We start from the raw sequence: 16,450 nt of genomic DNA on the forward strand, positions 1-16,450 counted from the left end.
TGTTAAGGTTAAAACGTAAGCTGTAAGCCAGCGGTAATTGTTTTTAGAGGGGGCAGGTATGCGGTATATTTAAATTCTGGATCTCCCCCTTTGTATGGGGTAAATGTTAACACATTCTGTCCCAATAATGACAGCTTACAGTGAACCCCTTTGATGGCATGCAGCTGCAGGTCATAGCTTACCGCAATATTTTTTAACCGAATGTAGGACGCATCCACAATAGGGGCATTGCTGTCCAAATAATTGTAATAGGCATTTACAGCTGCCCCATTTTCGCCCGATGTATTCATCTGAAAAGGAACCTGGTCTCCTTCATGCTGCCATGCATTAGTCATGTCCGAACTCTGATTGAAGAAACTACCACCGGGAACGTTTGGAGTATATATGTAATTCTTTTGTTTTACAAACTGGAAAAGAAAATTTAATTGCCAGTTTTTGTATTGAAACTGATTTTCCAAACCTCCAAAGTACTGCGGTGTAAGATCCATAATGACCTTTTTGTCTCCCAGTGAGGTAATCATACCGTCTTTATTGAAGTCTTCCACCTCATATAGTCCCGTTTGTGGATTGACCCCTTTTAACTGATATGTCTTTACAATGCTTGTCGATTCCCCGATAACATAACGGTTGAAATAGGTCGAGCCTTCGAGTCCCGGAAAAGCCAGTAGTTTGTTTTTGGGAGCCGATATATTAAAGTTGGTTGTCCATTTAAAACTGTTGCGGTCAAAATTTAGAGTACGCAGTGTAAATTCCAGCCCCATATTTTGAACGGTGGCATTTAAATTAGCGTTAATAGAACTAAATCCTGTTGTCCCTGGCAAAGGAATCCCTACCAGTTGATTGGAAGACCGATTCCGATACCAAGCGGCTGTAAAAAATATGCGATCCCTGAAGAACCCCATTTCTATTGCTGTCTCCAGTTTTCGATTGGTTTCCCAACTAAAATCCGGATTGTACAGTCGAGTGGGATCTAAACCTATGGCACCATTGTAGTTTAGACCAGAGGAAATATAGGTATCCAAATACTGGTAATCTCCTATTTGGTCACTGCCGGAACTGCCGTAGCTGGCCCGAAGCTTTCCAAAACTCAGCACTGCATTATCTTTTAGGAAACTTTCTTTCGAGAATAGCCAGGCGGCGCCTACAGCCCCAAATGTTGCAAACTGCTTACCTGGGCCAAATCGGCTAGAACCATCCCTTCTTCCCGTTACGTTCACAATGTATTTTTGATCCCAATTGTAATTGAGCCTTCCAAAAAAGGCTTGGTATTTATATAGGGTTTCATCACTTACATAAATGGATTTTTGCGTGGCCGAGGCTATGTCTGTAATCTGGCTGTTGCTGGCAAAACCAAACCCAAACTGGTACAGCCGTGAACTAGTTTGCTGTTGCGCGGTACCACCCACCAGAACATCAATTGTACTGATTCCGAAATTATGGCTCCAGCGAAGCTGCGGTTCCACAATCCAGGATTTTCTCTGGGTATTGTTGGAAAACATCGCCGAGTAGCTGCTTCCAAGATGATAGGCAGGATCATACATAGTCGATGGCAAGAGGCGCTGTTCTGCATTCTTTATATCTGTTAGCCCTAAATTGGCTTTGAGTTCCCAATCTGGAGCCATCAGATAACTCAGCACAGTATTGGCAATAAGATCATTAGTTTTTGCAGTACTGATGCCACGAAGCGCTGCCAATGGATTTTGGAAGGTACTGTTTTCAAAATTAAGATTACCATTGGTGTCATACAGGGCAGGGGCATTTGGAGCCAGATTTCGAGCCGTGCGGCTTATATCGGTTTCTGGTTGTAAATTGTCTTGGGCTGTATAGCCTGTTGAAAAAGTGAGTTTGAATTTATTATCCTCACTCCTGTGGTTCATGCTAAAGTGTACAGCTGCTTTATCATACTCAAAATCACCGGGGAGTACCGTTGTTTCAGTGTGGTAGGTACCATTGATCAGATATTGGGTTAAATCGGAACCGCCTGATACCGACGCCTGCATATTGGCAATTACAGCAGTTCCACCCAAAAGTTCCTTTTGCCAATCGGTATAACGATTTTGATCCCAAGTTCCATTAATATCATATGCCCAATCGGGATAGTTGGTAACACCGTCATTGGCAAAACCCTGTCTTCTCATTTCCAAATACTGCTGGGTATCCATCAGATCGATCATTTTGGTGACTTTCCCAATTCCTGAAGATGCGGAAGCAGTTACGCTCGTTTTTCCTGCCTTACCTTTTTTGGTGGTAATCAGCACTACCCCATTGGCACCGCGCGAACCGTAGATAGCGGTTGCATCGGCATCTTTGAGGACTTCTATGCTTTCAATATCATTGGGATTGATGCTGTTCAACGGACTCGTAGGTGTTGGTATTCCACTTGTCGTATTGTAGTATCCAATGACTTCCGAAGAATAAGGCACACCATCGATAATGTAGAGCGGTTCATTGCCGTCTTCCCGTAGGCTGTTGAGACCCCGTATTTTTATCTGAAAGCCGCTTCCGGGTGTTCCTGAATCCTGGATGATATCGACTCCTGCCATACGCCCTTGCATTGTGGCAAGAACATTTGAAACAGGTTGTTTCTCAATATCCTTAGCGTTGATTTTAGAAATACTCCCAGTACGTTCGCTTTCTTTAACCGAATAATACCCTGCATTGACAGTTACTTCATTCAATTTGCCAACCACCAATTCCATTTTGATCGTGCCTAACTGCGTAACGGCCTTGCGTTCGCGGGTTATATAACCAATAAAGGAAATTTGTATAATGGCCCCTTCATCAATATTTGCCAGGGTAAAATCTCCATTGATAGAGGTTGTTGTTGATATTGAGCTTCCTTTTACCTTTACTACAGCCCCTTGAAGGCCAAGTCCGTTTTCATCTACCACTTTACCTGAAACACTTATCTGCAGTAGATTGGAGATGCTATTCTCTACGGAAGAGGATTGCTCCTTTTCTTTAATAACAATAGTTGTCTCATCAATGGTGAAATCAAGATTTTGTCCGGCAAGACATCTTTCTATCACTTCTTTTAATGCGGTATTCGAAAACTGCACATTAATACGTTTTGAATCCTTCAGTGTTTCCTTCTGATAAAGAACATCATAACCAGTTTGTTTCTTGATTTCTTTGAATACTTGCCTTAATGAAACATTGTTTTGTTTTAGGGTAATCCGCTGGGCAAACGTCATAGCGCTTACCTGCATCATTGCCGCAATTAATAAAACAGTAGTGAGTTTAGCTCTCATAATCCATTTTCTTCTGTCTGCGTCACTGATTCGGTGTACTACCAAATTCAAGTTCAACAGCATACGTTGGGCAAGCCAACATAAAAATTGTGTGTAAATTTTATACATTTGGATAATTCTGGTTTAAGTGTGTGCTTGTTATTTTTCAGATTGGCAGCATCACACAGTTACTCGAAAATTTTGTTAAAATCTTTTTTAGTTAAATCAGCAAAGGATCTGGGACGTTGGTAGCGTTCCGGATCTTTCTCTTATTAACTCCGTTTTTTTACTTACATTTTTCCTTTAATCATACATTGAGTTTAATGGTTTATCTATTTTAGGGTTGATTATCGATTTTCAAGAATGCCTACTTTTTGTTGCGGAAACTAATTATGATCCTTTTCTGCTCAATTTTAAATTGAAGGGCGTTTGTTAGTTCTAGTTTTTTCAGCACCTGTGATACATTTTTGTACTTAGACACGGTTCCTACAAATACCAGCTCTTTCAGTTTATTGTCTTTATATTCAACTTCCACATCATACCATCTGGAAATTTTGCGCATGATGCTTTCTAAATTTTCATTCTCGAACTGAAAATAACCTTCTTTCCAGGCCACAGCGTAATCAACATCTACTGTTTCCACTGATATTTTGCCTGAACGATTTAGTGTTGACTGTTCTCCAGGTTTTAAAGTCTGCTTTGTTCCTTCCGAAGTTGAAACGGCAACACTTCCTTCCAGCAATGTGGTTTTAGTCTCCGGTTCGTTGGCATAGCTGTTAATATTGAAATGAGTTCCTAATACTTTAACTTCCTGGCCATCACTTTCCACTATGAAAGGGTGTGTTTTATCCTTGGCAATTTCGAAATAAGCTTCTCCCGAAAGCTTAACCCGTCGTATTCCATTCTCTAGAAGATTGGTGGTGTAGGTAAGACTCGATTCGGCATTCAACCATACTTTGGATTGATCGGGGAGGGTTAAACTATAGGTTTCGCTTTTTGCTGTGGATAATGTATTGATCTTATTCAGCTCAGCAGGAGTTGCATTTACTTTATATATAACCTGTCCATCGGCAGTTTTAGAAATGCTGATTCCTGACTCTTTGGCAATTTCTCCATTAGGAGCATCGCTCAGTTTAATTTTCTTTCCACTTGCTAACGTTAAGGTAGCGCCCATTTTTCCAGGCGCTATATCATTTACATGTTTTGCAGTTTCAACACCCTGTTTGTGATCCTGAGATTTATAGAAGTATAGCCCAAATGCAATAAAGGTTATGGCGGCGGCAACGCCCGCAAGTCGTTTCCACAATACATAAGTTTGGGTTGAAGAAAACTGAGGCTGGAGCAGAATATGATCCAGTACCTCTTTTGCCTTAGCATCCTCCATCCGGTATTTTAATAAATCGGGTCGATCAAAAATACCTTCGGCAAGTTCATTAATGGCCTCCTGATGTTTGGGGTCAGTTAATACTTCCAACCAAACCTTCTGTTCTTGTTCCGAAAGCTGTCCGGCCTGGTAACGCTCAAATAAATATGATAATCTATCCTGATCCATTTTTCCAGTTTTAAAATTGATGTGGACGTCACAACAATTTAATATCCCTTTTGTAGTAAGTCGTGCAGGATTAGGAAACGGGGTAATGGAAATTGAAAAAAATTAAAATAATTTGAAAATAATGAGCAAGGGAGCTAAATCGCTATGATTTTTAATGTATTCCCGCAAGAATCTCATGGCAAGTTTCAGGTGAGTTTTTACTGTGCCGGCAGAAATACCCAGTCGTTGGGCGGCTTCTTCATATTTAAGTCCCTCTTGTTGACAAAGTTCATAAACTAAACGTTGTTGGGGAGGAAGAGAACAAATACCATCTTGTAATATTTTTCGGCCTTCTCTTAGCAAAATTCCTTCTTCGGTGTCATTATGCTCTTCTTTCCAGTTTCCGCCTAATGTTTTTTCGGCCTTTTGTTCTACAGCACGACGGCGAAGCATATCAATTGCCCTTCTTTTTGCAAAGGTTTTGATATAGCTTTCCAGATGATTGACAGTTTCAAGTTTGGTCCCTAATCGCCAGACATGGAGCATGCTTTCCTGAACAATATCTACTGCTAATTCATCAGAACGAAGCAAATGGCGAGCAAATCCATAGATTACCGGGTAATAGGCATTATAAAATAAGGTAAATGCTTGCTGATCCCCAATAGCTATTCTAGCCTGTAATTGCTTTTGGTCTTCAGGGGAATTTATTGTCATCTAATCGTTTGCGCCTGTTTGAACACAATGATAAATATATTTCCCGAATAATTTGGAATGACTGTTTGATGTGGAATTTTCCGCTTAATGAGATATGTTTTATGTTAATAACCGTTCATTGTTAAAACCAGCTATTAAACTTCTCATATCATTATTTTTTGGTGTGCGCAAAATGCTTGTCAATTTTAATGATGGGGCAAGCACACTTACATCAGCAAACATTAAAAAAACGATGGAGACCTAACACTAAAAAAAGTAACTTCGAAAAACAGCCTGTATAGGTTAATTAGGATTAACAACATCCAGTGTATAGTTAATCCAGGATTTATTCACTAATCTGTATAGTTATTTCAGGACGGGTCAAGGACGGGTCAATAAGGTATATGCGTCGAGTATACGTCTAGTATGCGTCTAGTATACGTCTAGTATACGTCTAGTATGCGTCTAGTATGCGTCGAGTATGATACGACTTAATACTAGATAGTTCGTGTGTCTAACCCTTCTCATTCGCTGTTGAGAGGAAACTTTATTTTGGCATTGTACGAAACTATTTGCTTTTGCGTGCGGGAAATCAAAACGGCGGGCCATAATGACTCTTTTGAATCTTAGCTGCATAAAAACCAACGATTAAACTTCTCATATAATCAATTTTGGTCTGTGCAAAATGCCTGTCGTTTTTAATGACGGGCTTTTGCCATTTAAATCGATTTTAGTTATGAGTGTATGTATGAAAGTTTCAGAATAAATATATAAGATTGCAGAAAATTAGAAATAGCTGTAGCGTTTATAACTACCGACAAAAGGGGTGATAATTTATTAAGGAATGACATGATGGTTGCTTATAACACATTTACTGATCAGGAACTATTTTCTTTATTAAAAAAGGCAGATCAGCAGGCATTTAATGAAATTTACGATCGTTATTGGACTCCACTATATCTTCATGCAAACAGAATGCTTAGAGATGAAGATGCTGCACAGGATCTTGTTCAGGATCTTTTTATTTGGCTTTTTGAAAAATCAGAAGATCTGGATATCAATACTTCCCTTTCGGGTTTCTTATATACTGCTGTGCGTAACCGGGTATTTAATGCTATTAAACGAAATAAATTAAAAGACAATTATCTGATTGAGATTGCAGCATTTGCTGATGAAATGATAGATGTAGCAGATGAGCATATTCATTTGAAGGAATTGGCTGCAATAATAGAGCGTGAAATTGACTTCATGCCTCATAAAATGAAGGAAGTTTTTAACCTTAGTCGAAAAGCTCATCTTTCGCACAAAGAGATTGCTGAAAAACTTGGTATATCTGAACATACCGTTAGCACACAAATTCAGCGGGCATTGCTTAGACTTCGCAAGAATAAAGAATTGCAATATGCTGTTTCGGTGATCATTTTAAATTGTTTTCATTAATTATAAAAAATATTTGATGGTGTTGTAGTCATTGTTGTGTTTTCAATTGTCATACTCTTAAATGCCGAAATAGTGTGACATGACAGAACAAGAAATTATAACATTATTAATCAAATACGAAGCAGGAACCTGTACCCAGCAGGAGCTTAACCTGTTGGAAAGATGGTACCTTACTAAAGCTGCCAGTTCTTCTGATGAGGTAACCCCTGATGATATGTGGATTAGGAAAGAAGCTAGCAGGGAATTTATTCTGGCTCATATTGCAGAGGTGTCTGGCAAACCTAAAAGTGCAAAGGTTGTAAATCTTTGGTCTCGTATTACGGTGGCATCTGCTGCTGCTGTAGCAATCATAGCAATTGGTATTTGGTTTTTTAGAACATCTCCTCAGCCAGAGGGAATGAAGAATCCCAATTATGCTAAAAATGACGTTGCTCCAGGTAAGCAAGGAGCTACGTTGACTTTATCAAACGGGAAAAAGATCAGATTGTCGGAAGCAATTAATGGTGAGTTGGCAAATGAAGCGGGCGTGATCATTACAAAAGCTGCAGATGGCCAATTGGTATATGAAATCAAAAATACTCCTGATGAAAATAAAATAAACACGATAAATACTGCCAACGGTGAAACCTATCAGGTGCGTTTGCCTGATGGAACGGCCGTTTGGTTAAATGCTGGTTCAAGTTTAACCTATGCAACTAACCTGCTTCAAAATGGTAAACGAACGGTTACACTTACCGGTGAAGGTTACTTTGAAGTTGCCAAAGATAAAGCACATCCATTTGTCGTATCGTCTGGCAATCAGGAAGTGGAAGTATTGGGAACCCATTTCAATATGAATGCTTATGCAGATGAACCGGTTCGCAAAACCACTTTATTGGAAGGAAGTATTAAGTTGACTTCGGATAATATCAGTGAAATTTTGAGCCCTGGAGAACAGGCCGTTTCTCAAAACGGAAAATTAAATGTTCAGGCTGTTGATGCTGAACTGGCCGTAGCCTGGAAATATAACAAGTTTGTTTTTGATAGTCAGCAGATTACCGAGATAATGCGAATGGTGGCAAGGTGGTATGATGTCGAGGTCATCTATAACGGACCAATACCGGAAGACCTTTATAGTGGCACGGTATCAAGGTTTGATCAGGTGTCGGGTGTATTGCGCATTCTTGAGTCATCCGGAGGCGTACATTTCAAAATTGAGGGTAGAAAAATTTATGTCAGTAAATAAGCTACTCATTTTCCTTATTGAATAACAACTATGAATTATCAACCTTAAACCTAATTTAAATTAAAAGCTATGGAAAAAATGTTACGAAAGAAAAGTTAGAATATAAAAAAGACAACCAGAACTTGGAAAGATCTGGTTGTAGTCTGGCAACAGACATAATAAAATTATAAACTGTGTAAACCGCAGTTGCCTGTTCCGTGGAAAGTAGAGGCATACTGCACCAAACAAGACAACAAATGTACGATATTCTAACACGACTTGGTAAGCCTAATAGGCTACGCCGTAAACTATTGCTAATTATGCGACTAACCACCGTACTATTAATAGCATCCCTGATGCAGGTCAGCGCAGCTGGCTTCGCACAAAAAATCAGTTTATCCAGATCGAATACTCCTTTAAAAGCGATCATTAAAAGCTTGAGGCAACAAACGGGCTATGATTTTGTGTACAATGATAAAGTGCTTAGTACAGCGAAACCAGTAACCGTTAGCGTTAAAGATGGAAATATAGAAACTGTATTAGATTTGATCTTCAGTGAACAACCTCTTACTTATACAATAGATAGTAAGACGGTGATCATTAAACAAAAAGCGCCTTCCTTTATGGACAAAGTGATGCAAATTTTGTCCAACATCTCAGTTTCTGGTAAGGTGGTGAATGAAGGGGGTATGCCTTTACCAGGAGCAACTGTGAAAATAAAAGGCACAAAATTGGAAGGGATGACCAATAGTGATGGAGAGTTTGTATTACAGGGTGTACCAGAAGACGGTATATTGGTGATCACTTTTATAGGGTACCAGAGTTATGAGACCAAAGTTTCCCAAATCCCAAATCCAGCCGTATTTGCTTTAAGGCCTGCTATTAATAGCTTAGACGAAATAATTGTTCAGGGTTATGGTACAACTTCGAAGCGTTTAAACACAGGAAACATTGTTAAGGTCAGTGCTACTGAAATTGAGAGACAGCCAGTTTCAAATCCTTTAGCAGCTCTTCAAGGAAGGGTTTCAGGTATGTTGGTAACGCAAACTAACGGTTTGCCAGGTGGGGCTATTAATATTCAAATTAGAGGAAGAACTGCTATAGATAAAAGCATAACCAGTGATGAACCTTTGTTTGTAATTGACGGGGTTCCTTATGGTGCTGGAAATTCGAGTTTGTATAACAATATTGCTTATGCCGGATCTACCCAGCTTTTAAGCGCTGTACAAGCTGGTATCAGTCCTTTTAATGGAATTAATCCTCAGGATATAGCTAGTATTGAAGTGTTAAAAGATGCTGATGCGACTGCAATTTACGGATCTCGTGGTGCCAATGGCGTTATATTAATTACCACAAAAAAAGGAACTGAAGGCAAATTGTCTGTTACCCTAAATACAAATTATGGTGTTTCATCGGTAGCTAATCCAGTGCAGATGATGAATACAGAGCAATATATAGCTGCCCGCACAAAAGCATTTGAAAATGATAAGATCACGATGACAGATGCTAATGCTTTTGATCTTAGAAAATGGGATCCCAGTCGTTATTACAATTATGCTAAAGAGTTAACTGGTGGTGTAGCGGAAAGTTACAATACACAATTATCATTGAACGGAGGTTCGAAATTAACAAAGTTCGCGCTAAGTGCCGGAAACAACTGGAGCAATACCGTACTTTCTAATGACACCCGCGATAAACGTTTTAACGTAGGTTTCAATGTTTCGCAATCAAGTTTAAATGAAAAGTTCCTTGTTAATTTCTCAGCAAACTATGCTCAAACATCAAGTAACCTGACCAGTGTGGATCTTTCTGAGCTTATTAATTTACCTCCTAATTTAAAACTTTATAATGATGACGGCACACTTTCATGGGCTGAAGGGGGCTATAGCTTTAACAATCCTTTAGGTGCTTATAACAACAGGACAACCTCCAACGGGCAAGTCATGTATGCAAATGTGCAGCCGATCTATAAAATAAACGATAATTTCAAAATATCGGCTAATGCAGGTTATAACATCAATACAAATAATCAAAGACAGGTTGCTTATTCTACTGCATTTAAGCCAGGAGGATTAAACAATAGAGCAATTAATATAGGTACCACAGCTAACAAGAGTTGGACAGTGGAACCTCAACTGGAATACACTAAGGAAATATTTGGTGGACGTTTTAACGGTTTAATTGGTGGAACTTTACAAAACACTGAAAGTAAATATAACCGCATGAATGGAAACGGGTTTACTAGCGACGCCTATATGTCTTCTATTAACAATGCGCCATTTTTTGGAAAACCTTCAGAAGGTAATTCAGAGTATCGTTATTCTGCATTATTTGGAAGATTGAATTACAACTACAACGATACTTACCTGGTGAATTTAACTGGACGTAGGGATGGATCAAGTCGATTTGGACCAGGCAAGCAATTCGCAAATTTTGGAGCGATAGGAGCGGGATGGATTTTTACCAATGAGAAATTCATGGAAGATACCAAATCATGGCTAAGTTTCGGTAAGCTAAGAACAAGTTTTGGTTCAACAGGTAATGATAAAATTTCTGATTATAATTATTTGGATACATGGGGTATTCAGTCTTTCACAAATATCAATTGGGGGTCATCATTTCTTTATCCATCAAAACTGTTCAATCCTGACTACCATTGGGAATCGACCTTCAAGAGTGAATACGGACTGGATTTATCTTTCCTAAAAGATAGGATCATGTTTTCTTCTGTTTACTACAGAAATAGTAGTTCTGATCAATTGGTGTCATATCAATTACCTCAAACAACAGGGTTTACTTACGTATTAGCCAATTTACCAGCTAAAGTGATCAATTCAGGCTTTGAATTCACGCTTAACACTCGTAACATAGAAAAAGGTGATTTCTCATGGAGTACAGATATTAATATCACTATTCCGAAAAATAAACTGGCTTCATTCCCTGGTTTGGCAAGTTCATCCTATTTTTCAAAATATGTAGTTGGACAACCGCTAAATGTAATTTATGCTGTTAAATCTTTAGGTGTTAGCCCTGAAACCGGATCTTATATTTTTGAAGATAAAAACAACGATGGGTCATATAATGAATCGGATTATCAGGTTTTTGGAAGTACTGATCCAAAATATTATGGAGGTATGCAGAATAGTTTCCGATATAAAGGCTTCAATTTAGATTTCTTCATCTTGTTCCGTAAAACAACCGGGCAGAATTATAAACGCTACTATTGGTATAACAGTTCGAGCAACCCTACTAATAGGCCAGTTGTTAGTGAAAAGATATGGGAACAACCAGGTGACATCGCAGATCTTGCTAAATTGTCTACCGGCCTTACAGCTGATATGGTTACTTATAATAAGTCAAATGGTATTTATTCTGATGCTTCGTACCTCAGCTTAAATAACGTGTCTCTTTCTTATAGTTTACCAAAATCGTTAATAAATAAATTGAAGATCTCTAATTGTAGAGTGTATGTATCAGGTCAAAACTTATTAACCATTTCACCATACGAAATTGGGGATCCTCAAACACAAAATTATCTGTCAACGCCGCCGCTTAGAACGGTATCTACAGGTCTTCAATTAACATTTTAATTAGAGTAAAATAGATTTATATGAAGAAATTATTATATATACTTGCTTTAAGCAGCATTACTTTGTCTAGCTGCAGCAAATTTTTGGAAATTGACATTCCAGCCGATAAAGTGACTTCAGATTATATATTTAGTACTAAAGAAACAGCTGAAGCAGCAACAGTAGGCATGTATTCAAAATCGATGGGGAGTGGTATAAATTATTTTAATGGGATTACCACGCTTACAACCGGTATGCTTGCTGGTGAAATTTTACCAACGAATCTTACTACTTTGACGCCCTTTGTGAACAACGATATGCGGGCAGATCTTTCTTATGTGAGTCTGATGTGGTCAGGTCCTTATCAAACCATTTATCATTGTAACCTACTTATTGAGAAATTGGGACAAGCCGATAAGCTAACAAGTGATGTGAAGCAACGCCTGATTGCTGAGGTTAAGTTTTTTAGGGCATTACATTATTTTTATTTGGTTAATATTTATGGAGAAGTACCATTGGCACTTACTTCAGACTATAGAACCAATGCAACTCTGCCAAAAAGTAAAGTAGAGGATGTGTATGCCTCGATCATTAGTGATTTAGAATTTGCTGAGGCTACCTTAACTGATGATTATAATTCTCCAGAACGCATACGTGCCAATAAATGGGCTGCAAAAGCTTTACTTGCCCGTGTACATTTATACTTAGAACATTGGAAAGAGGCAGAGCAGTATTCAAGTGAAGTAATAGGCCATACTGCGCAATATAATTTAGTACCTAGTGTAAATAGTGCGTTTTTAAATAATAGTACTACTAATAATAATAAAGAAGCTATTTTCCAATTGGCTTACCAAACTGGTCAATCTGTAAGTTGTTATGAAGGAGTTTTATTCCTAGAGTCGAATAATGATGATGTGCCGGATTATTATATTAATCCAAAACTGGTGAGCGTATTGACCTCAGATCCAAAGGATGAACGTAAAAATTGGATTGATACATACCCTGCAAGAGACGGTACAATTTATAAATATTTATATAAATATAAAGTATATGGATCGTTTACCACCCCGAAGAAAGAACACCTTACCTTATTGAGATTAGGTGAGCAATATCTGATTTTGGCAGAAGCGCTTGCTCATCAAGGGAAACTAACTGAAGCAAATGATAATATCGACTTTATTCGACTGCGTGCAAAGGTAGACCCATTGAAAGGCAACGGCATAACCTATACTCAAGCACAAGTATTGGATTTGGTGATGAATGAGCGTCAAAAGGAGTTATGTTTTGAATTGGGCCACCGTTGGTTTGACTTAAATCGTACGGGTAGAGCCGCTGCTTATTTTGCGACTTTCCCAGAAAAGCAATGGCAACCTACAGATCGTTATTTTCCGATCCCTGCTGATGAGGCGTCGAAAAACCCTTTCCTGAAGTAAAATCCTAAAAGAAAATTTAGATATTCTTAATCTCTCCTAAAGTCTTCGAGTGTTTTTTTGTTAAAGACACTCGAAGACTAATGGAGAAAATCAAACCTAATTAATAAACAAGAATGAGTACCGCAATTATTTCTGTGGAGGGCCTCTCACATAGATACAATAGTTCTTGGGCGATCCGCGATATCAGTTTTGAGATCAATAAAACCGGGATCTTAGGGCTACTGGGTTCTAATGGAGCAGGTAAGTCTACCACTATGAATATCATGTGTGGCGTTTTGAATCAAACTGAAGGTAACGTCATCATCAATGGCATTGATCTGAAAAAAGATCCTGAAGCCGCAAAAAGGGAAATAGGCTTTTTACCTCAGCAAGCTCCTTTATATAAAGATCTAACAGTTGATGAATACCTGATTCATTGTGCTTACCTAAGGCAAATTGAAAAATCGAAGATTAAGTCTGCAGTTGAAGTAGCGAAAGAACGTTGTGGTGTAGCTCATTTCAGTAATCGCCTGATCAAGAATCTTTCGGGTGGGTACCAACAGCGTGTAGGTATTGCACAGGCCATTATTCATACACCTAAATTGGTTGTACTTGATGAACCAACTAATGGGCTGGATCCAAACCAAATTATTGAAGTACGGGCCTTAATCAAAGAGATTGCTGAAGAGCGTGCTGTTATTTTCTCTACACATATCCTTTCAGAAGTACAAGTGCTTTGCAAGGATATCCGTATGATTGAACAAGGGAAAGTAGTTTTTGCAGATACCATGGATGCATTTAATAACTACATCGCTCCACACAGTGTACGCGCAGAAATGGACCGTCCACCTAGTCAGGAAGAATTCATGAAAATTGAAGGCGTCACAAATGTGGAATTTCTGACAGAGCGTAGCATGAAAATCTATTTCGATGGGGATCCGGATATCACCAACAGAATCATTAAAACGAGTGTACAGCAGGATTGGTGTCTTCGAGAAATATATACGGACAAAGGTTCATTAGATGAAATTTTTGCCCAATTATCCAATTATACCAAAGCAAATTAGAAATGAAAACAATATTAAGAATAGCCCGTGTAGAGCTTAGTGCCTTATTTTATTCACCTATTGCCTGGTTTTTGCTGATCCTGTTTCTCATTCAGACTGCTATGGTGTACACTGGAAAATTGGAGTCCTATGTAACTTCTCAAGATCTCGGTGCACATTTAAATAACCTTACTTTTAATTTCTTTACCCACCCGCAAATGGGTGGTATTTTCATCTCTGGTGCATTGAGCAATCTATATCTGTATATTCCTCTAATCACCATGGGACTGATCAGCCGGGAAATGAATTCCGGAGCCATCAAGTTGCTTTATTCTTCACCTGTAAAGCTTTCGAGCATTGTACTAGGTAAATATGTGGCGATGTTGATTTTTAATCTTTGTATGATCCTGATGCTGAGCATTGTTGTAGCCTATGCGTGTGTTCATATCGAAGGGATAGATGCAGGGATGATATTCAGTGGTCTTTTCGGGATTTTTCTATTGTTGAGTGCTTACGCCGCAATTGGACTTTTTATGTCTTGCTTAAGCAGCTATCAGGTTGTTGCCGCTATTGCAACTTTCGCAGTTTTTGCCTTTATGAAATTTATTGGTACCCTATGGCAAGATTATGATTTTATCAGAGATTTAACTGCTTACTTGTCGATATCTGGTCGTACTGAAAAGATGATTTTAGGATTGATTACCACGCGTGATGTTTTGTATTACGTATTGATCACAGGCATGTTTTTATCTTTTGCATGGCTTAAGCTTCTGGGAGATCGGAAATCTATTTCCTGGACGAAATCCATTGCCAACTACAGTTTTGTGGTAGCTATTGTTTTAGCCATTGGTTATATGACTTCTATACCGGGTTATATCGGCTATTGGGATACCACGCATACAAAAATGAATACCATTAGCGAAAGTGCACAACAAACGCTAAATGAACTTGGTGACGAACCTTTGGAGGTGACTACCTATATCAATTTGTTAGATAATACTTATTCTGCCGGGGCACCAAGAAATAGGAATCAGGATAAAGCACGATGGGAACGCTACATGAGGTTTCATCCAAACATCAAGCTGAATTATGTTTATTACTATGATAGTGTTCAATATGAACCTTTATATACTATGAATCCGGGTATGACATTAGCTCAAATCGCCCAAAAGCAAGCGAATGTGTTTAAGGTTGATTTGGGTAGGTTTAAAACACCAGCGGAAATCAGGAAAATGGTTGATCTATCTGGAGAGATGAACCGTTTGGTAATGCAAGTGAAATATAAAGGCAAGACGACTTTCCTTCGGACCTTCAATGATATGGTATTTTGGCCAACGGAGGTAGAAACAGCTGCGGCATTAAAGCGCTTAATGGTTCCAGCCCCTAGAATTGCCTTTTTACAAGGTGAAGAAGAGCGTAGTATCGATAAGTTGGGCGATAGGCATTATAAGGTGGCGACTAGTGAACTTAATGTAAGAGCTTCATTGATCAACCAAGGTTTTGATATAGAAAGTCTGACTTTAAAAGATGAGGCAATTCCGGAAGGATTAACCGCATTGGTGATTGCTGATCCTCGTAGCGAGTTTGCCCCAGAAGTCCTTCAGAAAATTGAACAATATATCGAGCAGGGCGGTAATCTGCTATTAGCAGGTGAACCTGGAAAACAATCAGTATTAAACCCTATCCTTAAGCGCTTAGGTGTGCAAATAATGGATGGTACTTTAGCGCAGGACGATAAAGATTTCGCAGCAGATCAGGTGAAATCTTATGTGACTTCTCTGGGTGCTGACTTTGGCAGAAGAATAGGTAATCTGCATAAAGAGAAAGATGCAATTAGTACAAAAGGTGTAGCAGGTTTAAACTTCACTGATAATGGTGATTTTAAAATACAAACGTTGCTGAGTACCGATGGAGCAGAAAGTTGGAACATGAAAGGTAAATTGGTGATTGATTCTGCAGATGTGGTTTATAATCCGCAGGCCGGTGATGTGAAGGATTCTTTTCCCACAGCTTTGGCTTTGACCAGAATGGTAAACGGAAAAGAACAGCGTATTTTAGTTACTGGTGATGCTGATTTTCTGAGCAATATAGAATTAGGAAGAAGGTTCCCAAGAACTGGAAATGCTGATTTCTATCAAGGATTTTTAGGCTGGTTTAGTTATGGCAAGTTTCCGATTGAAGTGAGCTGGGCTGATCCGGTTGATAATAAGTTGAATATGACTGGTGATGGGGTGTCGGCAGTTAAATGGTCTTCACTAGGTGTTATTCCAGGATTGCTTCTTTTGACGGGAACGATTCTGTTGATTCGCCGTAATCGTAAATAAA

Annotated in this window: 9 protein-coding genes; 6 read left to right on the forward strand and 3 right to left on the reverse strand. The window is 38.8% G+C overall.

What is annotated here, in order from left to right; all coding sequences use genetic code 11:
* Positions 1-8 precede the first annotated feature (8 nt).
* The 3 genes from C3K47_RS05235 to C3K47_RS05245 form a co-directional block, all read right to left on the reverse strand.
* Complete coding sequence (locus C3K47_RS05235) at positions 9-3,251, reverse strand: SusC/RagA family TonB-linked outer membrane protein (RefSeq protein WP_207765238.1); 3,243 nt, start codon at positions 3,249-3,251, stop codon at positions 9-11.
* Positions 3,252-3,597: 346 nt separating this feature from the next.
* Positions 3,598-4,782, reverse strand: a complete 1,185-nt coding sequence (locus C3K47_RS05240) for a FecR family protein (protein WP_103788061.1) — start codon at positions 4,780-4,782, stop codon at positions 3,598-3,600.
* Between the two features lie 102 nt (positions 4,783-4,884).
* Positions 4,885-5,475 (reverse strand): RNA polymerase sigma factor, encoded by a 591-nt coding sequence (locus C3K47_RS05245; protein ID WP_103788062.1) that lies wholly within the window; start codon positions 5,473-5,475, stop codon positions 4,885-4,887.
* 828 nt (positions 5,476-6,303) lie between these two features.
* Between C3K47_RS05245 and C3K47_RS05250 the strand changes: the two genes are divergently transcribed.
* The 6 genes from C3K47_RS05250 (at position 6,304) to C3K47_RS05275 (ending at position 16,449) form a co-directional block, all read left to right on the forward strand.
* A complete protein-coding gene (locus C3K47_RS05250; RefSeq protein ID WP_243392493.1) occupies positions 6,304-6,894 on the forward strand; it encodes an RNA polymerase sigma-70 factor in 591 nt (196 codons plus the stop codon).
* Positions 6,895-6,973: 79 nt separating this feature from the next.
* Positions 6,974-8,119 (forward strand): FecR family protein, encoded by a 1,146-nt coding sequence (locus C3K47_RS05255; RefSeq protein ID WP_103788063.1) that lies wholly within the window; start codon positions 6,974-6,976, stop codon positions 8,117-8,119.
* Between the two features lie 236 nt (positions 8,120-8,355).
* The gene (locus tag C3K47_RS05260) at positions 8,356-11,688 is read left to right on the forward strand and encodes a SusC/RagA family TonB-linked outer membrane protein (RefSeq protein ID WP_103788064.1); all 3,333 of its coding nucleotides are present in this window, start codon (positions 8,356-8,358) and stop codon (positions 11,686-11,688) included.
* Positions 11,689-11,708: 20 nt separating this feature from the next.
* Complete coding sequence (locus C3K47_RS05265) at positions 11,709-13,100, forward strand: RagB/SusD family nutrient uptake outer membrane protein (RefSeq protein ID WP_103788065.1); 1,392 nt, start codon at positions 11,709-11,711, stop codon at positions 13,098-13,100.
* 113 nt (positions 13,101-13,213) lie between these two features.
* Positions 13,214-14,146, forward strand: coding sequence for an ABC transporter ATP-binding protein (locus tag C3K47_RS05270; protein WP_103788066.1), 933 nt, complete (start codon positions 13,214-13,216; stop codon positions 14,144-14,146).
* A gap of 2 nt (positions 14,147-14,148) precedes the next feature.
* Complete coding sequence (locus C3K47_RS05275) at positions 14,149-16,449, forward strand: Gldg family protein (RefSeq protein ID WP_103788067.1); 2,301 nt, start codon at positions 14,149-14,151, stop codon at positions 16,447-16,449.
* Position 16,450: the final 1 nt, after the last annotated feature.

It is taken from the genome of Solitalea longa, from assembly GCF_002920915.1.
Taxonomy (GTDB): Bacteria; Bacteroidota; Bacteroidia; order Sphingobacteriales; family Sphingobacteriaceae; genus Solitalea; species Solitalea longa.